A 17,772-nucleotide genomic window follows, 5' to 3' on the forward strand; every position below is an offset into this window, starting at 1 on the left:
GGCGGACTAGCGGGCGAGGAGGCCGCGGTCCATGGCGACGACGACGGCGTGGGTGCGGTCGCTGACGTCGAGCTTGGCGAAGACGCGGAGCAGGTGCGTCTTGACGGTCGCCTCGGCGATGACGAGCCGCCGCCCGATCTCGGCGTTGGACAGCCCGTCGGCGACCGCCCGGAGCACGTCGATCTCCCGGGCGGTCAGCGCCACCGGCTCCGGGCGGCGCATCCGGGCGACGAGCTTCTCCGCGACGCGGGGCGCGAGGACGGTCTCGCCCCGCGCCGCCGCGTGGATCGCCCCGACGAGCTGGTCGCGGGTCGTGTCCTTCAGCAGGTAGCCGATGGCGCCGGCCTCGATCGCGCGCTCGATCTCGGTGTCGGTGTCGTAGGTGGTGAGGACGAGGACGCGGGTGCCGAGCCGGCCGAGCTCGCCGGTGGCGGCGACGCCGTCCATGACGGGCATCCGCAGGTCGAGCAGGGCGACGTCGGGGCGGACCCGGCCGGCGAGGGCGACGGCCTCGCGGCCGTCGCCCGCCTCGCCGACGATCTCGATGGTGGGCTCGGCGGCCAGCAGCGCGACGACGCCCGCCCGCATGACCGTGTGGTCGTCCACGACGATGATCCGCAGTGTTCCGGTCATGTCAGGCCCTCGCGGGGATCATGGCGAGGACGCGGGTGCCGTCGCCGGGGGAACTGGTCACGGTGAGCTCGCCGCCCAGCTCGGCGAGGCGGCGGCGCATCCCGTCCAGGCCGAAGCCGCGGGACTCGGCCACCGCGAAGCCGCGCCCGTCGTCGGTGATCTCCAGTTCGATGCCGTGCGGGCACCGTTCGAGGACGATCCCGACCGTGGACGCGGCGGCGTGCTTGCGGACGTTCGCGAGCGACTCCTGCGTGCAGCGCAGCAGCGCGATCCGGGTCGTCCGGTCGCAGTCGACGTCGGGCAGGTCGGCGCTGACGGTGAGGCCGGTGTCCTCGGCGAACCGGTCGAGGGCGCGGCGCAGCATCGCGGCCACCGACGCCGGGACGACGCTGCCCTGCGACGCCGACCCGACGAGGACGCGCGCCTCGGCGAGGTTCTCCCGGGCGGTCTGCTCGATCGAGCCGAGCTGCTGGGCGCTCCTGCCCGGGTCGGTGCCGAGGCCGTCCCGGGCCGCCTCCGCCAGGACGACGATCGACGCGAACCCCTGCGCGAGCGTGTCGTGGATCTCCCGGGCGAGGCGTTCGCGCTCGTCGGCGGCGCCCTGCCGGCGCTGCGCCTCGGCGAGCCGCCGCTCGGCGTCCGCCAGGTCGGCGGCGAGGAGCCGCTCCCGCTCGTCGTGCTGCCCGACGACCCGGTGCATCCACAGCCCGAACAGGACCCCGGCCGCGTACCCGATGAGCGCGGCGATCGCGTTGCCGGAGACGATCTCCCCGCCCGGAGCCGACTGGACGGCGTCCCCGGCGACGTCGGCCGCGGCGGCGGCGCCGCTGAGGACGACCGCGCGCCGCGGGCTGCCCGCGAGGATCCAGAAGTGCGGGAGCGACACGATGAGCAGGGACGCGGCGCCGTCCATGGCGTAGGAGACGCCGCCGATCCCCGCGATGAGGACGCCGAGGAAGGTGAAGCGGCGGACCGCCGGGTTCCCCGGGAACGTCCCCGTGATCGGGTAGCAGAGCGCGAGCACGGACAGCAGCGCCAGCGTCGTCGACCGCGCCGAGTCGGGCTGGTCCCACACGCCCATGGCGGGCGGGACCAGCCCCAGCAGCACCCAGACGGCGAAGTACCACCGGCGGAGCGGACGTTCGCTGGGCTGGGGCATGCCGATCAGCCTACGTTCTGCAGCGCCGGTCCAGCGGCGTCGTCCCTGGCCGGGCGCATGCTCCGGGACGGCCACCAGCAGCGGTCGCCGAGCAGCAGCATCAGCGCGGGCAGGATCATGATGCGGATGACGGCGGCGTCCAGCAGCACGGCCACCGCCAGCGCGAAGCCCATCTGCTTCAGCTCCATGATGTGGATGAAGACGAAGCTGGCGAACACCGTCACCATTACGAACGCGGCGCTGGTCACCACGCTCGCCGAGCCGCCGACGCCGTCCAGCACGGCCTGCCGGGTGGGGACGCCGCGCCGCGCCGCCTCCCGGATCCGGCTGATCACGAAGACCTGGTAGTCCATGGACAGCCCGAACAGGATCACGAACAGGAACAGCGGGACGCGGGAGCCGATCGACCCGGTGGAGGTGAAGTCGAGCAGGCCCTCCGCCCATGTCCCCTGGAACACGAGGGTGAGCAGGCCGAGTGCGGCGCCGGCCGACAGCAGGTTGAGCGCCACGCCGAGCAGCCCGAGGACGACCGAGCGGAACGCCCAGACCGTCATCGCGAACGTGACGAGCAGGAGCGCCCCGACGATGAACGGCAGCTTGCTCTTCTGGTGCTCCGGGTAGTCGGCGTAGCGGGCGATGTCGCCGCTCACGGCGGTCTCGGCGTGCAGCTTCCCGACGGTCTGCGGGACGTACTCGCCGCGGACCCGGTCCAGGGAGCGCCGGGCCTCGTCGGTGCTGACGTGGTGCGGCACCGCGAGTTCGAGCAGGTGGATCCGCTGGTCGGGCGAGGTGCGCAGCTCGGACGTCCCGGCGAGCAGCGGGTCCTGCCCGGCCCGCGCGGCGAGGTCGCGGAGGGCGGCGGTCACTTCGCCGGCCTGGCCGGCGTCGGCCTTGACGACGATCTGGTGCATGGACTTCAGCTCGGGGAACGCCGTGTTGAGCCGGTCGTACACCTGCATGGCGGGGATCTGGCGCGGGTGGCTGTCGCGGCCCATGTCGGTCAGGTTGAGGTTGAGCAGCGGGGCGGCCAGCGCCAGCATCGCGAGCACCGCCACCGCCAGCGTCGCGGCCGGGTGCTTGCCGGTGGGGCGCAGCATCGCCTTGGTGATCCGGCCGTTGCCCGTCCTCGGCGCCTTCTGGACGCGGCCGCGCCGGGCGGCACGCCGCTCCGCCCAGCCGCCGAGCTTGGCCAGCACCGCGGGCAGGACGGTCAGCGAGCTGACGACGGCGACCAGCGTGACGAGGATCGCGGCGGTCGCGATCGAGGAGAAGATCACGTCGTCGGCCAGGTACAGCGTCGCGCTGGACACCGCGACCGCCAGCCCGGACACCACCACCGACCGCCCGGACGTCGCCGCCGCGATCTCCACGGTGGCCCGCGCGTTCAGCCGGCCGCCCGACCGGGCCCGCTCCTCCCGCTCCCGCTTGAGGTAGAAGAGCGTGTAGTCGACGCCGACGGCCATGCCGATCAGCAGGATGATGCTGGCGCCGACGCCGGCGTCCGGGAACACGTGCGAGGCGAGCATCGACAGGCCGATCGCCGCCGCGATCGAGGTGAGGGCCAACACCACCGGCACGACCGCCACCGCGAACGAGCCGAACACCAGCAGCAGCGTGAGCAGCGTGATCGGCAGCGCGATCACCTCGGTGCGGGCGAGGTCGTCGTCGCGCAGCTCACCGACGCCCTTGCTGATGGACGGGCTGCCCGTCTCCTCCACCTTGACGTCCGGATGGGCCTTCTGGACGTCGGCCGTCTGGGCGAGGAGCGGCTCGACGTGGTCCTTGCCCTGGAGTTCGCTGCCTTTCAGGGTCACGTCGACGCGCAGCGCCGTGCCGTCCTTCGCCCGGATCGGCGCGGACACCGACTCGACCTCGGGGAGCCGCTTCATCCGGGCGGCGGCGTCCTTCGCCGCCGCGCCGGCCGCGGTCCCCGTCCCGGTGACCAGCACGTGCTCGACGGGCTTCTGCTGCAGCCCGCCCTCGGCGGCCATGGCCTCCGCCCGTCCGGCCTCGCCGATCCGGTAGTCCTCGGTCGTGGCGGCGTGCCCGCCGACCGACATGCCGATACCGAGGCACAGGGCCACGAACAGGAACCAGCTCGCGATCCCGCGCCACGGGTGCCCGGCGCTCCACCGGGCCATGCGTACAGGGAGATTCGTCATGCGGAAAATGCTGGCCGCAGGGCCCTGTTCCGCATGAGCCTCGTCCGGTTGAACCTGCCGTCCACCGATCGGTGGACCCGGCCGCACGTCAGCCGGTGACGCGTTCCAGTTCGGCGATCATCTCCGACGCCGTGACCGGGTCGAGCGCTCCGAACGGATGCTCCGTGCCGGAGTAGCGGCCCGTCATGAGCATGACGCGCTCGATCGTCTGCTCGGCGTACTCCTCGGGGTCGATGACGCGGATGCCCGGCTCGAAGGCGACCATCACGTGCCGGTCGTCCGGGGTCATCAGGTTCACCTGGCGGCGGAAGCCGCCGGTCTCCTTGTCGCCGAGTTCCCAGCCGCGGGACGTCATGCCCATGAACCTGCCGAAATGGGCGGTGCGTCCTTCGAAGCGCTTGAGGCGGCCGGTGTCGCGCTCGTCGTCCGCCAGTTCGTGGACGGGGCGTCCGAGCTGCGGGAACGGCTGCAGGATCTCGTAGTCGGCGAAGACCGAGGCCCAGGCGGCGACGGTGTCCTGGCCGAGCAGGACGGGATGGGGGAGCATCACACGGGCGTCCGGCGGCAGGACGAACGCGTCGTCGCGGACGTCCGCGAGCGTGCCGTCCTCGGCGACCCGGAACGCCGTGCCATCGGCGGACCACACCAGGCGGCGGACGAGGTGGCCCAGCAGCGGATGGCCCGCGAAGATCGAGCCGAACTCCCCGGACGTCCAGGAACGCCCGGCGACCATTGCCTTCTCCAGCCGCTTCAGCTGGTCGGCGGCGACGGCCTTGGCCTCCTTCTTCAAGTCGGCGAACCGCTTGTAGGCGGCCGGGGCGAGGGCGTCGTCGTCCTTGACGCCCGGCTTCGGCAGCGTCTTGCGGGGCTTGCCGTCCTCGTCGGCCACGAACGGCTTGAGCTGCTCGTCGAAGCCGACCACGAACCGGCGCGGGCCGTAGTCGAGCGTCATGGAGCCCGCCGCGTCCAGCCCGAGGTCGGGGACGATCCGGTCGGCCAGCTGCTCGGGCGTCAGGGCGCGCTCCCGGGCGATGGCGTCCAGCCGGCGCTGCGCGCGGGGACGTATGTGTTTGGCGTCGGCGGCCCTGCGGGCGAGGCGGTCCAGGTGGCGCAGCAGGTCGTCCGGCGGCGCGTCGATCGCCATGAGGACGTCGAGGGCGGTCAGTCCCTTGAACGTCCAGGAGTAGTAGTTGTCCCAGCGGGCCATCCGGCCGGCCAGCCGCGCGGCCGTCTCGGCGTCGCCGAGCCGCCGCAGCGCGTACTGCGCTCCCGTCGAGGCCCAAAGCCCGCTGCCCCGATCGTTCTCGTACACCGCCCAGGCGAACTCGGCGAGCGAGCCCGGATCGCACAGCTCGATGACCTGCTCGCAGCCCTGGTACGGGTCCTCGGGCGTGGAGATCAGCAGCATGGTCACGAAATGCCGGGCGGCCCCCACCGGCAGCGCCCGCTCGCGTCCGCGCAGCAGCAACTGCGGAAGCTTGTCGCGGACGATCTCCTCGTCCCACTGCGGCAGGTCGTCGGGGTACTGGTCCAGCGGGTCGGTGCCCAGAGCGTCGATCGCCGCGGCCGCCTCGTCGCCGTACTGTCGCGCCGCCTCGACGATGCACGCGCTGCCGTGCTCGCGGGCGATGAGCGCGAGGGCCTGCTCGGCCTTCGTGCGCTTCGGGCCGGGCTTGCGCAGCGCGTCCGGAATGACGAACGGTGCCGCGGCCGCGCCGTGCCACCCGAACCAGAGCCGCACGGCGGCGTCGTCGTGCCGGCCGATCCCGTTGATCATCGCGCGCGCCGTGGCGTCGTCCACGAACGGGACGAGCGCGTCCGCGCAGGAAGCGTGCTTCTTGGTCGCGTGCAGGATCAGAGCGCGGGCCGCCGTCCCGCGCCGGGCGGCGAAGTGCTTGAGCGGCGTGCGGTAGGACCACCCGGCCCAGTCCTCGTGGTAGCGCTCGTCGGCGAGAAGCTCGTCCGCGAGATCGCCGGGGCCCCGCACCACCAGCCAGTAGAACCTGCGGGCACGGTCCCCGCCCCGCGGATCGCGCAGGGCGGCGCCGCTGCGGTAGTGCTCGGCCACCGCCTCCCAGTCGGAGTCGTCGGGGAGCGCGGGCTGGTACGCCTTGGCGAAGCCGTCCCGGGATTCCAGCCATTCCTCGCGCAGGCCGGGCGGCCACGACTCGGCGGCAGGGGTCGTGGGACGCTTCAGCCCCTTCAGGACGACCGGCTCCGTGCCCGCCCGGCCGCGGCGCGTCCACGGCGGTTCGACGAGCAGGCGGGGGAGCGCGCTTTCGGCGGCGTCTTCGATGCGGGAGGTCTCGGTCATCGCTCCAGTCTCACGGCAGAGGCGGACAATCTCGGGTCTTGCGACGCGGCGGCCCGTGCCCGCGGTTCGGGGACGCGGGAGGTCGTCACGGTGTTGTGATCGTTCGGCGCTTCCGCGGACGTGTCCGGGGCGCGAAGATCAGGGGCCGATTCCTCCCCCGCGCCGGAGCACCGATGACCTATGCCTCCTCCCCGGCCGAGACCGTCCGGCCGCCGCGCACCGCGGCGATCGTCGCGGTCGTCGCGCTGGGGATCAACGCCTTATTCCTCAACATCCTGGCGGTGCTGGCCGCGATCGGCCTGATCCGCGACGGCGGGGTGGCACCGGACGGCGCCGTCGCGATCGGGACGGTCGCCGACATCGCGCTGGTCGTCCTCGCCGGCGTCGCGGTGATCGCCTGGCTGTGGCAGGCCCGCCGGAACGCCGATGTCATCGACGACCTCGCGCACGACTGGGGTCGTCCCTGGGTGATCGCCGGCTGGATCGTCCCGCTCCTCAACCTGTGGGTGCCGCGCAGCGTCGTGCTCGGCGTGTGGCGGGCCAGTGCGCCCGCGGGAACGTCCGCCTGGCCGGTCAACGCGTGGTGGACGCTGTGGCTCGTCGGCGTGGTCGGCGGGCGCGTCGCGAACCTGGACGCCGATGGCGGCTTCCAGACCATCCTGTTCCCGATCGTCATGGAGATCGCGGCCCTCGCCGCACAGCTCGCCATGCTCATCATCTGGCGCGTCACCCGGTACCAGGAGGCGCACGCCGTCCGCCTGCGGAACGCCCTCACCCTGGGGGCCAGTCCACAACCGCTGTGACCAGCGCGTCGATCGTCGTCTGGGCACCGCCGCCGCCGCGGAAGGGTCATGGGGGCGCCGGAGGCCGCCGAGGCCGCCCGGCGTCCCCCATGGACTCCGGCTCCCGCCCGGTTCTCAGGTGAAGAGATCGATGTCCAGCGCGTAGGCCACCAGGGACATCGGGTTGGCGAACGTGTGGGTCCCCGTCCCCGAGAAGAGGAGGCCGATGGCCTGCTTGTCGTCCCACGTCCAGATGCAGGAACCGGAGTCCCCAGGCGCCGCGAACGGCCTGCCCTCGGCCGGCTCGATGACGATCTGGTCGGCGAAGAACGCCTGCCCGGAGGTCCCGTAGCGGACCCTGCCGGACCAGTTGACGCAGGTGACGACGCCCTTGGTGCGCTGCGTGGTGCGCCCGGACTTCCCCACGACCATCCCCAGCGCGGGCGTCTCGATCTCCGCCGTGATGCGGAAGAGCTCGATCCCCGCACTGGTCTGGAAGCCGATCTCGGGCCGGACCCGGTCGGGCCAGCACCAGCCGGTGGCGCAGTCGACGAGGTTCGTGCCCCCGGAGAAGTCGAGCGGGACGTACCTCTCCAGCGCGGCGACCTGGTCGGCCGGGCACGTCCCGCCGTCGGCGGGCGCGGGCTGGCAGAGGCAGTCCCCGGCCATGCCGCGGTTCGTGTCGGCGAGGACATGGTTGTTGCTGACGCAGAGCAGCATGTCGTCGCGCGGCTGCTCCCTGCCCGTCGCCAGGCAGCCGAGCGTGCCGTCCGTCACCCGGTGGTGGGCGAGCGAGAACCCGCCGGGCGCCGAGCGGACCCGGCCCCGGTTCGCCAGCGCGTCGATGACGCCGCTCGTGACGACCTGCATCGGCGCGTCGGCCGCGGACCGCACGCCCATGGCGTCGACGACCGCACCTCGTCGGAGCCCACCGGTTCCGCGACATGGACGGTGAGGACCGGTTCCCCGGACCCGGTCCCGCCGCCGTCGGCGGCGGGCAGCCCGACGCCGACGCCGAGAACGTTCCCGGCACCTTCGAAACTCCGCGCGAACGTGGCGCCCGCCTGATCCCGGACGTCCCGCTGGATGGCCGCGGCGATCTCGTCCCGCACGCGGCGTGGGACGGCGCCGCCGCCCGGACCTGGAACCGGCACCGCTCCGCGCTGCGCTCGTTCACGGCCTGGGCCGCCCGGCGCGGCTGGGACCCGGGCGACCTGGCCGCCGGCATCGAGCGGCGGCCCGAACCCCGGGGCGCGCGCGTGTCATCGAGCGGCGCGAAATCGCGGCCCTGCTGGACCGCCGCGACGTGCCCCCGCGGGAGCTGACGTTCTGGCGGCTGATGTACGAATCGGCGGCCTGCGCCGACTGGGTGCTCTCGCTCAACGTCGAGGACGTGGACATGGCCCGCGACCGCGGCCGCGTCACCAGGGACGGCGCGGTCCGCTGGGTGCGCTGGCAGGACGTCACCACGCGCCGGCTCGCCGAACTGGCCGAGGGACGGCCGCGCGGGCCGCTCTTCCTGGCCGACCGGCGGCCGGCCCCGGCCCGCATGCCCGCGGCCCACCTGGGCGGCTACGTCCGCCCTCGCACGCCCCCGGAGATGACCGGAGAGTCACAGGCCACGGCCTGAAGACCCGGGCGAGGGGCGAGCGGCCACGACGCGGCACGCGTCCGGGCCGCACGTTCCCGGGGTGGGCCCGCCCACCGACACCTGCGGCACTGTGCATGTGTGCCATACCAGGGCCGTGTGACCCGTGTTACAACGGCCTGGGAGGGTCTTGATCGTTCCAACTCAGGGAGTGTGCCCATGTCAGTCTCGCGACGCCAGCTCCTCGCGAGAACCGGTGCGGTGGGGGCGGGCATCGCCTTCACCGGCGCCGTCGAGCAGTTGTTCGCCGGGAGTGCGGCCGCCGCGCCGACCGGCGGACACGACGGGTACGGACCGCTCGTGCCCGATCCGAAGGGTCTGCTGGACCTGCCCCGCGGCTTCCGCTACACCGTCCTGTCCCGCGAGGGCGACCCGCTGCGCTCGGGAGAGGGCGCGGTGCCGAGCCACTGCGACGGCATGGCCGCCTTCGCCGGGCGGCGGGGCCGCACCTGGCTCGTCCGCAACCACGAGAACCGGCCGGACGCCGAGCACCGCGTCCCGCCCGTCGAGGACGTCACCTACGACCCGGGCGGCCTCGGCGGCTGCACCGCCCTGGAGGTCGACCACGCCGGCCGCGTGCACACCGAGCGCGTCGCCATCGCCGGGACGGCCGTCAACTGCGCCGGCGGCCCCACGCCCTGGCACACCTGGCTGACCTGCGAGGAGACCGAGGACAAGGCGGGCACCGGCGACTACACCAAGGACCACGGGTTCATCTTCGAGGTCGACCCGTTCCGGCAGGAGCGGACCGTCCCCGAGCCGCTGACCGCGATGGGGCGGTTCCAGCACGAGGCGATCGCCGTCGACCCGCGCGACGGCACCGTCTACGAGACCGAGGACGCGTTCGAGAAGCCGTTCGGGCTCTTCTACCGGTTCCTGCCGGAGAACCCGCGGGGCGGGTTCGGCAGCCTGCGGGCCGGCGGGCGCCTTGAGTCGCTGTGCGTCCCCGACGTCCCGGACCTGTCGGTCGTGCAGAAGCCCGGCACCGTGTTCCGCGGCGTCGAGTGGAAGGAGGTCCCGGACCCGCTCGCGAAGGAGACCGCGATCCGGTTCCAGGACTTCGGGCCCGGCGGCATCACGCACGCGCAGAAGCTGGAGGGCTGCTACTGGGGCGGCGACCGCGTCTACTTCGTGTCGAGCTTCGCGAAGACGGCGGACGGGTCGCGCGCCGACCACTACGGGCAGGTCTGGTCGTACGAGCCGCGGCACCGCCGGCTCACCCTCGTGATCGTGTTCGGCCCGGACACCGACCTGCAGAAGGCGGGCGAGTCGCCCGACAACATCTGCCTGGCGCCGCAGGGCGGGCTGATGGTGTGCGAGGACGGGAACGGCGCCCAGCACGTGTTCGGCGTGTCGCGCCGCCGCACGGTGTACCCGATGGCCCGGAACCGGCAGAGCATCGGCACCGAGGACGAGCCCGCGTGGGGCGAGTTCGCCGGCGTCACCTTCGCCCCGGACAACAAGACGATGTTCGTCAACGTCTACGAGCCGGGCACCACCTTCGCCGTCACCGGCCCCTGGGGCCGCTAGCTACGGCCCGGTCAGATCCTGCGGAGGCGTACGCGCTGCACGGCGTGTTCGCGGTCCTTGTGCAGGACGAGAGTCGCGCGGGCGCGTGTCGGCAGGATGTTGGAGACGAGGTTGATCTCGTTGACGTCCCGCCACACGCGCTGCGCGAACGCGGCCGTCTCGTCCTCGTCCAGCTCGTGCGCGTACTTGTGGAAGTAGGAGCGCGGGTCGGTGAACGCGGTGCGGCGCAGCGCGAACAGCCGGTCGATGTACCACTGCCGGATGTCCTCGACCCGCGCGTCCACATAGATGGAGAAGTCGAAGAAGTCGGACACGCCGAGGGTGCCGGGCGGCGGCGCCTGCAGCACGTTCAGCCCCTCGACGATCAGGATGTCGGGCCGCCGGACGGTCTGCGCCGCGTCCGGGACGATGTCGTACTCCAGGTGCGAGTACACCGGGATCGCCGCCTCCGCCGCGCCCGACTTGATCGCCGACACGAACCGGACGAGGCCGCGCCGGTCGTAGGACTCGGGGAACCCCTTGCGGTCCAGGATGCCGCGCTCGGCCAGCACGGCGTTCGGGTGCAGGAAGCTGTCGGTGGTGACCAGCTCGACGCTCGGGTGCTCGGGCCAGCGGGCGAGCAGCGTGCGCAGCAGCCGGGACGTGGTGGACTTGCCGACCGCGACGCTGCCCGCCACCCCGATGATGAACGGGGTGGGCCGCACCTCGCCGCCGAGGAAGCCGCTGACGGTGTCGCGCAGCCGCCCGTCCGACTGGAAGAACAGGGTGAGCAGCCGGGACAGCGGCAGGTACACCTCCTCGACCTCGGTGATGCCGATCGGGTCGCGCAGGCCGCGCAGCGCTTCCAGTTCGCCGGGCGTCAGCGGCAGCGGCGTGTTCTCCCGCAGGCCGCGCCAGGCGTCGCGGGAGAGTTCCACGTAGGGGCTCGGCACGCTGTCCCATCCGCTCGTCATGGCTGAACATTAACCGGGAGTGTCATCCGGTCACCGGGATTTCACCCTCCGCCCACGCTAGCGTCATGCCGGTACGGCACTCGCGGGTAGGTCCGGCGCGGGACACCGAATAGAGTTGCCGCCATGTGCGGAATCGTGGGGTACGTAGGCGGCCGCCCGGCGCTCGACGTGGTCGTGGAGGGGCTGGCGCGGCTGGAGTACCGCGGCTACGACTCGGCCGGGGTGGCCGTGCTGGCCGACGGGAAGCTGGCGACGGCCAAGCGCGCGGGCAAGCTGGTGAACCTGCGCGGTGCCCTGGCGGAGGAGCCGCCCCCCGCGGGGACGCTCGGCATGGGGCACACCCGGTGGGCGACGCACGGCCCGCCGAACGACCGCAACGCGCACCCGCACGTCGACTGCACAGGCTCCGTCGCGGTGATCCACAACGGGATCATCGAGAACTTCGCCGAGCTGCGCGCCGAGCTGGCGGAGAACGGGCACGGCCTGGTCTCCGACACCGACACCGAGGCCGTCGCGCACCTGCTGGAGGAGGAGCTGAAGGCGGGCGGCGACCTCGCCGCGGCCATGCGCCGCGTCTGCCGCCGGCTGGAGGGCGCGTTCACGCTGGTCGCCGTGCACACCGGCGACCCGGACCTCGTGGTGGGCGCCCGCCGCAACTCGCCGCTGGTCGTCGGCGTCGGGGACGGCGAGAACTTCCTCGCCAGCGACGTCGCCGCGTTCATCGCGCACACCCGCGACGCGATCGAGCTGGGCCAGGACCAGGTCGTCGAGCTGCGCGCCGCCGGCGTCACGGTCACCGACTTCGACGGGCGCCCCGCCGACGTGACGGAGTACCACGTCGACTGGGACGTGTCGGCCGCGGAAAAGGGCGGTTACGACTACTTCATGCTCAAGGAGATCGCCGAGCAGCCGCGCGCGGTCGCCGACACCCTGCTCGGCCGGATCGGCGCCGACGGGCGCCTGCACCTGGACGAGATGCGCATCCCGGACCGGGAGCTGCGCGAGGTCGACAAGATCATCATCGTGGCGTGCGGGACGTCCTACCACGCGGGCCTGATCGCCAAGTACGCGATCGAGCACTGGGCCGGGCTGCCCTGCGAGGTCGAGCTGGCCAGCGAGTTCCGCTACCGCGACCCGATCCTGTCGCCGGCGACGCTGGTCATCGCGATCTCCCAGTCGGGCGAGACGATGGACGCGCTGATGGCCGTCCGGCACGCCCGGGAGCAGAAGGCCAAGCTGCTCGGCATCTGCAACGTCAACGGCTCGACGCTGCCGCGCGAATGCGACGGCGTGCTGTACACGCACGCCGGGCCGGAGATCGCGGTCGCGTCCACCAAGGCGTTCCTCACCCAGCTCGTGGCCGTCTACCTCATCGCGCTCTACCTCGCGCAGGTGCGCGGCACCAAATGGGGCGACGAGGTCTTCGCCATGGTGCAGCTCCTGGAGCGGATGCCGGAGAAGGTCGACAAGGTCCTGGAGACCATGGAGCCGGTCCGCGAACTGGCCCGGTCCCTGGCCGGTGAGCGGTGCGTGCTGTTCCTGGGGCGCCACGTGGGCTTCCCGGTCGCGCTGGAAGGCGCGCTCAAGCTCAAGGAACTGGCGTACATGCACGCCGAGGGCTTCGCGGCCGGCGAGCTGAAGCACGGCCCGATCGCGCTGATCGAGCAGGGCCTCCCGGTCGTGGTCGTGGTGCCGCCGCGGGCGCGGGACGTCCTGCACGACAAGATCGTGTCGAACATCCAGGAGATCCGGGCCCGCGGCGCCCGGACGATCGTGATCGCCGAGGAGGGCGACGCGTCGGTCGAGCCGTACGCGGACACGCTGATCGGCGTCCCGGCCGTCCCGACGCTGCTGCAGCCGCTGGTCACGACCGTCCCGCTGCAGGTGTTCGCGTGCGAGCTGGCCACCGCGAAGGGGCACGACGTCGACCAGCCGCGCAACCTCGCCAAGTCCGTCACCGTCGAATAGGGCCCGCATTTCCGGAACCTCCCGCCTCCGGGCCGCGTCTCACGAAGATCGAGACCGGCCTGGCGGCGGAGGTGGCGGGTGGCAGCAGACGGCGATCTCGGGATCGAGGCGCGCGGTGTCACCCGGCGGTTCGGCCCGGTGGAGGCGCTCCGCGGCCTCGACATCAGCGTCCCGTACGGGCAGGTCACGGCGCTCGTCGGCGCCAACGGGGCGGGCAAGACGACGCTGCTGCTGATCCTCGCGACGCTGCTCGCGCCCGACTCGGGCACGGTGCGGATCGCGGGGCATGACACGCTGACCCGTCCCGCCCAGGCGCGCGACGCGCTCGGCTGGATGCCGGACACGTTCGGCGTGTACGACCAGCTCACCGTCGACGAGTACCTGGTGTTCTTCGCCGACGCCTACGGGCTGCCGAAGCAGGAGCGTGCGGGACGGGTCAGGGCGCTGCTCAGCCTCGTCCACCTGGAGGACCACCTCGGGCGGCCCGTCCACGCCCTCTCGCGCGGGCAGAAGCAGCGGCTCGGGATGGCGCGCGCCCTCGTGCACCGGCCCCGCGTCCTGCTGCTGGACGAGCCCGCGTCCGGCCTGGACCCGCGCTCGCGCATCGAGCTGCGCGACCTGCTGCGGTCCCTGGCGGCCGACGGCGTCGCGGTGCTCGTGTCCAGCCACATCCTCAGCGAGCTGGAGGAGATCGCCGACCGGGTCGTCCTCGTCGACCGCGGCCGTACGGCCGGCGACCACGCGATGGCGGAGCTCGCCGGCGCGTCCGCACGGGTCGCCTGGCGGATCCGCTCGCTCGAACCGGAACGGCTGGCCACCGCGCTGGCCGGCCTGCTCGACGGGCGGCCCTCGATGCGGGCCACCGCCCTGCCGGGCGGCACCGAGGTCGGCCCGCTCACCGAGGCCGAGGCCGCCGGGCTGCTGGCCGAGCTGGTCCGGGCCGACGTGCCCGTCACGGGCCTCGCCCCCGCGGGCAGCGCCCTCGAATCGGCCTACCTGGCGATGACCGAGACCCGGAGGTGACCGGCCATGACCGCGCGCGGAATCGGCCTGGTGGCACGGCAGGAGATCAGGACCCGGCTGCGGACCGGCCGGTGGAAGGTGCTGCTCGCGGCCTGGTTCCTGGGCGTCAACGGGCTCGGCCTGCTGTTCCGGCTGGCGCTTGAGGCGGGCGAGAACTCGCCCCGCGACGAGCCCGGCGTCCCGATGTTCGGCGGCGTGCTACTCGGGGTGCTGGTGCTGATGCTGCTGGTCACCCCGGCGCTCAGCGGCCAGTCGGTGAACGGCGACCGGGAGCGCGGGACGCTCGCCACGCTGCAGGTCACCCGGCTCACCCCCGCCGAGATCACGCTCGGCAAGCTCGCCGCCGCCTGGGGGACGAGCCTGGTCGCGCTGCTCCTGACGCTGCCGAGCCTGCTCCTGCCGGTCGCCGAGGGCGCCATCGGCCCCGGCCGCGCGCTGGTCGTCCTCGTCGTCACCGCCCTGCTCGTCGGCGTCGTCTGCGCCGTGTCGCAGGCGTGGTCGGCTCTGCTGGCCCGCAGCGTCACCTCGATCCTCATGTCGTACGTGACGATGTTCGCCCTGCTCGTCGGGACGCCGCTGCTGTTCATGCTGGCGATCCCGATCACCGCCGAGGAGCACGGACCGGAGGAGGGGGGCGATGTCGTCTACACCGAGGAGCACACCGAGCGCATCTGGTGGCTGCTGTCCCCGAACCCCGTCGTCGTGCTCGCGGACGCGGCGCCGCGGCTCCCGGAGACCGAGATCGTCATCGGCGACCGGGTGATGCGCCGCTCGCCCTCGTCGGATCCCCTCGGCGAGCTCAGCCGCAGCGTCCGCGACATCCGCGAGGGCGACGGCACTTACGAGAACGGGCGGAACGACGGACCGGCGGTCTGGCCGTGGGGCCTGGCCTTCGACCTGGCCCTCGCGGCGGGCGCCACCGCCCTCACCGCCGCCCGCCTGCGCACCCCTCTCCGCCAGGTCCCGAGGGGCGTCCGCGTCGCCTGACAAAAGGCGTTCCACTGATCATCCGGGTGTCATTCCTGCGGCCCGGAGGTGTTCGGCGGGAAGATGTCCGCCGTGTATTGGCGCGACCCGCACCGTCTATCGCTTCATGCAATTCTCAGAGCATCTGAAATTCTCAACTCCGGTGTAAGTTGCAGAGCGTCTTTCAGGGACGGTCGAAACGGCCGTCCTTGACGTCTTCGGCGAACCGACGCCATTCGGCGGGCCCGAACGCGAGAATCGTCGCGGTGTCCTGCGTGTCTCGCACGGATATGGCGTCCCCGTCCAGCCGAGCGACCTCGACGCAGTTGCTCGGGCCGCATCGGGTGCTCTTTCTCCAGCGGGCGGGCGGTGTCTCAGGCGAACTCATACCGGCTCCCTGTGTCGATGATGCATTCGGTTCCGCGGCGGCGCTGCCGGTGCTCAACCACACGGTAACAAGATCGCAAAAAACGCCTGATCACGTCCGGGCGGTGCGGTACCCGGGTGACAGGCGTGCCGAGGTAGTTCCAGAGTTGCGGGGGAGAGGGCGGCGAGCCGGGCCGGCGGTGCACCCGGCTCGCACGGCGTAGCCCGCGCGCCGGCCCCGCGAGGGGCCGCGGACGGGACTCAGCGATGTGTCATCGCCGTGTCATCGGCCCAAGTCGAATTCGCCCTTCTTGGCTCGTCCGAGGAAGTCGCGCCACTCTCCCTGGGAGAACGACAGGACCGGGCTCTGCATACCGTGCTTGGCGTCCCGCGCCCCAATGGGATGGGACGAATCGGCCAGTGTGGCGATTTCGACGCACGTGTTACTCGCCCCGCAGTGGGCGCTTCTCCTCCAGTGCGGAGCAGGAGTGGCGAAAGGGGACACTCGGTGCCTTTCACAAGGATTGAGCCCCTTAGCGGACCCGTCACCAGGCGTCTTTGGCTTCGGCGATGCGCCGCCGCGATTCCGCGGCGTCCAGCGCCTGACCTGCCAGGGTTGAATAGGCGAGCCTGTACATATACGTAACAGCCTCATCCGCGAAGTGGCTGATTGTCAGGGATTCGGTGTGGACGATATCAGGAAATGTGATGTCGTGCACCGGTGAGAATTCCAGCAAAATAAACGATTCAGCCAATACCGCGTGTGCGATCCCCAACGGCAGGATCTGCACGGTCACGTTCGGGCGCTCGGTCATCAGGCACAGATGTTCGAGTTGCTCGCGCATGACCTTCTGGTCGCCGATCCGGCGCTGCAGAACCGCCTCGTCCAGCACCGCCGACAGTTCCAGCGGCCCGTCCAGCAGTTCCCGGCGCCGCATCCGGACGTCCAGCCTGCGTTCCAGTTCCTGCGGTGGCAGGGTCGCGAGGCTGCTCCAGCCGGCGATGACATTGCGCGCGTAACTCTCCGTCTGCAGCAGCCCCGGGAAGACGGTGCTGCCCCATTCCCTGGTCGCCGTCGCCTCCGACTCCAGGGCGATGAAGTCGGCGAGCGAACTCGGCAGGTCGCGGTAGTCCTCCCACCAGCCCCGCTGCCCGGCGTCCAGTGCCAGGGAGATCAGGTCCTCGTGCCGTGCGCCGTCGATCTCGTACAGGTCGAGCAGGCGCCGCACGTCGCCGATCTTCGCGCCGGTCCGCGCGTTCTCGATCCGGCTGACCTTGGCGGTGGACCAGGTGAGCCGTTCGGCGACCTCGTCTCCGGTGAGGCCCCTGCGTTCGCGCAGCCTCCGGAGCTCGGCGGCCAGCCGCCGCTGCCGGACGGAGGGACCACGGGAAGTGCTCATTGCTCGGGCCTCTCCAGTCCCGGCGGACTGATCTGGGCGCATTCTGCCGCACCGGGGGGCCGCGGCGCGAATACATCGGACCGGATGCACAAGATTCTACGACCGATGATTCCCGAGCGCACATGACACCGAAAGTTGCAACGAAACATGCAATTGAGGGGCCTCCGGGGTTGCGAAACGGCTCCGCGTGGCAGGCTGAGTATGTGATCGACTTGGGGAGCCGCGGATGAGGTACGCGCACGAGGTCGGCAAGGTCCGGGCGGCGGAGCGCGCCCTCATGGCCCGGCTCCCGGACGGCGCGCTCATGCAGCGCGCCGCCGCCGGCCTCGCGTCGGTCTGCGCGCGCGTCCTGCCGGCCGTGTACGGGTCCCGCGTCGTCCTCCTCGTCGGCGGCGGCGACAACGGCGGCGACGCCCTCTACGCCGGCGCCCGCCTGGCCCGCCGCGGCGCCCGCGTGCACGCCGTCCGGGCCGGCTCCAAGATCCACGAAGCGGGCCTGGCCGACCTGCGGGCCGCCGGAGGCCGCCTCCTGAGCTCCGGCGAAGAAACCGCGATCGCCGCCGCCGACCTGATCATCGACGGCCTGACCGGCATCGGCGGCACCGGCGGCCTGCGCGACCCGCACGCCCGCTACGCCGCGCTCGCCGCCGAATCGACCGGCATCGTCGTCGCCTGCGACGTCCCGAGCGGTGTGGACGCGAGCACCGGCCGCGTCGAGGGCACCGCCGTCCACGCCGACGTCACCGTCACCTTCGGGACGCACAAGCCGGGCCTCTTGATCGACCCGGGAGCGTCCTACTGCGGTGTGGTCGAACTGGTCGACATCGGGCTCGGCCCCCACCTGCCCGACCCCGACGTCGTCGCCGCC

Annotated in this window: 17 protein-coding genes; 8 read left to right on the forward strand and 9 right to left on the reverse strand. The window is 72.3% G+C overall.

What is annotated here, in order from left to right; genetic code table 11:
* Positions 1 to 6: 6 nt before the first annotated feature.
* The 4 genes from E1293_RS16520 to E1293_RS16535 all read right to left on the reverse strand — a co-directional run bounded on the left by E1293_RS16520 (position 7) and on the right by E1293_RS16535 (position 6,268).
* Positions 7 to 633, reverse strand: coding sequence for a response regulator (locus E1293_RS16520; protein ID WP_132198290.1), 627 nt, complete (start codon positions 631 to 633; stop codon positions 7 to 9).
* A 1-nt stretch (position 634) separates the two neighbouring features.
* Entirely contained in the window at positions 635 to 1,792 is a 1,158-nt protein-coding gene (locus tag E1293_RS16525) for a sensor histidine kinase (protein ID WP_132198291.1), read from the reverse strand.
* 5 nt (positions 1,793 to 1,797) lie between these two features.
* On the reverse strand, positions 1,798 to 3,954 hold the full coding sequence (locus E1293_RS16530; RefSeq protein ID WP_132198292.1) for an MMPL family transporter: 2,157 nt from the start codon (positions 3,952 to 3,954) through the stop codon (positions 1,798 to 1,800).
* Between the two features lie 88 nt (positions 3,955 to 4,042).
* Positions 4,043 to 6,268 carry a DUF4132 domain-containing protein gene (locus tag E1293_RS16535; RefSeq protein ID WP_132198293.1) on the reverse strand — a complete coding sequence of 742 codons (2,226 nt, stop codon included), beginning with the start codon at positions 6,266 to 6,268 and terminating at the stop codon, positions 4,043 to 4,045.
* A gap of 173 nt (positions 6,269 to 6,441) precedes the next feature.
* On the opposite strand from E1293_RS16535, the gene E1293_RS16540 reads away from it, so the two are divergent.
* Positions 6,442 to 7,071, forward strand: a complete 630-nt coding sequence (locus E1293_RS16540; RefSeq protein WP_132198294.1) for a DUF4328 domain-containing protein — start codon at positions 6,442 to 6,444, stop codon at positions 7,069 to 7,071.
* 114 nt (positions 7,072 to 7,185) lie between these two features.
* Here the strand turns inward: E1293_RS16540 and E1293_RS16545 are convergent, their stop codons facing one another.
* The gene (locus tag E1293_RS16545; protein ID WP_132198295.1) at positions 7,186 to 7,950 is read right to left on the reverse strand and encodes a chymotrypsin family serine protease; all 765 of its coding nucleotides are present in this window, start codon (positions 7,948 to 7,950) and stop codon (positions 7,186 to 7,188) included.
* A 44-nt stretch (positions 7,951 to 7,994) separates the two neighbouring features.
* On the opposite strand from E1293_RS16545, the gene E1293_RS16550 reads away from it, so the two are divergent.
* The 3 genes from E1293_RS16550 (at position 7,995) to E1293_RS16560 (ending at position 10,228) form a co-directional block, all read left to right on the forward strand.
* Positions 7,995 to 8,375, forward strand: coding sequence for a site-specific integrase (locus E1293_RS16550; protein WP_132198296.1), 381 nt, complete (start codon positions 7,995 to 7,997; stop codon positions 8,373 to 8,375).
* Complete coding sequence (locus tag E1293_RS16555) at positions 8,357 to 8,680, forward strand: hypothetical protein (RefSeq protein WP_132198297.1); 324 nt, start codon at positions 8,357 to 8,359, stop codon at positions 8,678 to 8,680. Before E1293_RS16550 ends, E1293_RS16555 begins: the two co-directional genes overlap by 19 nt.
* A 177-nt stretch (positions 8,681 to 8,857) precedes the next feature.
* Positions 8,858 to 10,228, forward strand: a complete 1,371-nt coding sequence (locus tag E1293_RS16560; protein WP_132198298.1) for an alkaline phosphatase PhoX — start codon at positions 8,858 to 8,860, stop codon at positions 10,226 to 10,228.
* A gap of 11 nt (positions 10,229 to 10,239) precedes the next feature.
* Here E1293_RS16560 and coaA read toward each other — a convergent pair whose 3' ends face one another.
* Positions 10,240 to 11,181, reverse strand: a complete 942-nt coding sequence (gene coaA / locus E1293_RS16565; protein ID WP_132198299.1) for a type I pantothenate kinase — start codon at positions 11,179 to 11,181, stop codon at positions 10,240 to 10,242.
* Positions 11,182 to 11,304: 123 nt separating this feature from the next.
* Between coaA and glmS the strand changes: the two genes are divergently transcribed.
* From glmS to E1293_RS16580, 3 genes are all read left to right on the forward strand, one after another.
* On the forward strand, positions 11,305 to 13,149 hold the full coding sequence (glmS, locus tag E1293_RS16570; protein ID WP_132198300.1) for a glutamine--fructose-6-phosphate transaminase (isomerizing): 1,845 nt from the start codon (positions 11,305 to 11,307) through the stop codon (positions 13,147 to 13,149).
* A gap of 78 nt (positions 13,150 to 13,227) precedes the next feature.
* Entirely contained in the window at positions 13,228 to 14,172 is a 945-nt protein-coding gene (locus E1293_RS16575) for an ABC transporter ATP-binding protein (RefSeq protein ID WP_132198301.1), read from the forward strand.
* 6 nt (positions 14,173 to 14,178) lie between these two features.
* Complete coding sequence (locus tag E1293_RS16580; protein ID WP_132198302.1) at positions 14,179 to 15,159, forward strand: ABC transporter permease; 981 nt, start codon at positions 14,179 to 14,181, stop codon at positions 15,157 to 15,159.
* 163 nt (positions 15,160 to 15,322) lie between these two features.
* Here the strand turns inward: E1293_RS16580 and E1293_RS16585 are convergent, their stop codons facing one another.
* The 3 genes from E1293_RS16585 to E1293_RS16595 form a co-directional block, all read right to left on the reverse strand.
* A complete protein-coding gene (locus tag E1293_RS16585; protein WP_132198303.1) occupies positions 15,323 to 15,526 on the reverse strand; it encodes a DUF397 domain-containing protein in 204 nt (67 codons plus the stop codon).
* Positions 15,527 to 15,787: 261 nt separating this feature from the next.
* Positions 15,788 to 16,159, reverse strand: a complete 372-nt coding sequence (locus E1293_RS48610) for a DUF397 domain-containing protein (RefSeq protein WP_132198304.1) — start codon at positions 16,157 to 16,159, stop codon at positions 15,788 to 15,790.
* Positions 16,050 to 16,946, reverse strand: a complete 897-nt coding sequence (locus tag E1293_RS16595) for a helix-turn-helix domain-containing protein (protein WP_243716268.1) — start codon at positions 16,944 to 16,946, stop codon at positions 16,050 to 16,052. The genes E1293_RS48610 and E1293_RS16595 overlap by 110 nt, the downstream gene beginning before the upstream one ends.
* Positions 16,947 to 17,130: 184 nt before the next feature.
* Here E1293_RS16595 and E1293_RS16600 point away from each other — a divergent pair.
* Positions 17,131 to 17,772, forward strand: a 642-nt coding sequence (locus E1293_RS16600; RefSeq protein ID WP_132198305.1) for an NAD(P)H-hydrate epimerase, incomplete at its 3' end; no start/stop codon positions are given.

The sequence above is a fragment of the Actinomadura darangshiensis genome (assembly GCF_004349235.1).
Taxonomy (GTDB): domain Bacteria; phylum Actinomycetota; class Actinomycetes; order Streptosporangiales; family Streptosporangiaceae; genus Spirillospora; species Spirillospora darangshiensis.

Bases quoted from the DNA above. Each gene is read 5' to 3' on its own strand.
- E1293_RS16520 (WP_132198290.1), bottom strand. From the start codon at position 633: ATGACCGGAACACTGCGGATCATCGTCGTGGACGACCACACGGTCATG.
- E1293_RS16525 (WP_132198291.1), bottom strand. From the start codon at position 1,792: ATGCCCCAGCCCAGCGAACGTCCGCTCCGCCGGTGGTACTTCGCCGTC.
- E1293_RS16530 (WP_132198292.1), bottom strand. From the start codon at position 3,954: ATGACGAATCTCCCTGTACGCATGGCCCGGTGGAGCGCCGGGCACCCG.
- E1293_RS16535 (WP_132198293.1), bottom strand. From the start codon at position 6,268: ATGACCGAGACCTCCCGCATCGAAGACGCCGCCGAAAGCGCGCTCCCC.
- E1293_RS16540 (WP_132198294.1), top strand. From the start codon at position 6,442: ATGACCTATGCCTCCTCCCCGGCCGAGACCGTCCGGCCGCCGCGCACC.
- E1293_RS16545 (WP_132198295.1), bottom strand. From the start codon at position 7,950: ATGGGCGTGCGGTCCGCGGCCGACGCGCCGATGCAGGTCGTCACGAGC.
- E1293_RS16550 (WP_132198296.1), top strand. From the start codon at position 7,995: ATGGACGGTGAGGACCGGTTCCCCGGACCCGGTCCCGCCGCCGTCGGC.
- E1293_RS16560 (WP_132198298.1), top strand. From the start codon at position 8,858: ATGTCAGTCTCGCGACGCCAGCTCCTCGCGAGAACCGGTGCGGTGGGG.
- coaA (WP_132198299.1), bottom strand. From the start codon at position 11,181: ATGACGAGCGGATGGGACAGCGTGCCGAGCCCCTACGTGGAACTCTCC.
- glmS (WP_132198300.1), top strand. From the start codon at position 11,305: ATGTGCGGAATCGTGGGGTACGTAGGCGGCCGCCCGGCGCTCGACGTG.
- E1293_RS16580 (WP_132198302.1), top strand. From the start codon at position 14,179: ATGACCGCGCGCGGAATCGGCCTGGTGGCACGGCAGGAGATCAGGACC.
- E1293_RS16585 (WP_132198303.1), bottom strand. From the start codon at position 15,526: ATGAGTTCGCCTGAGACACCGCCCGCCCGCTGGAGAAAGAGCACCCGA.
- E1293_RS48610 (WP_132198304.1), bottom strand. From the start codon at position 16,159: ATGAGGCTGTTACGTATATGTACAGGCTCGCCTATTCAACCCTGGCAG.
- E1293_RS16595 (WP_243716268.1), bottom strand. From the start codon at position 16,946: ATGCGCCCAGATCAGTCCGCCGGGACTGGAGAGGCCCGAGCAATGAGC.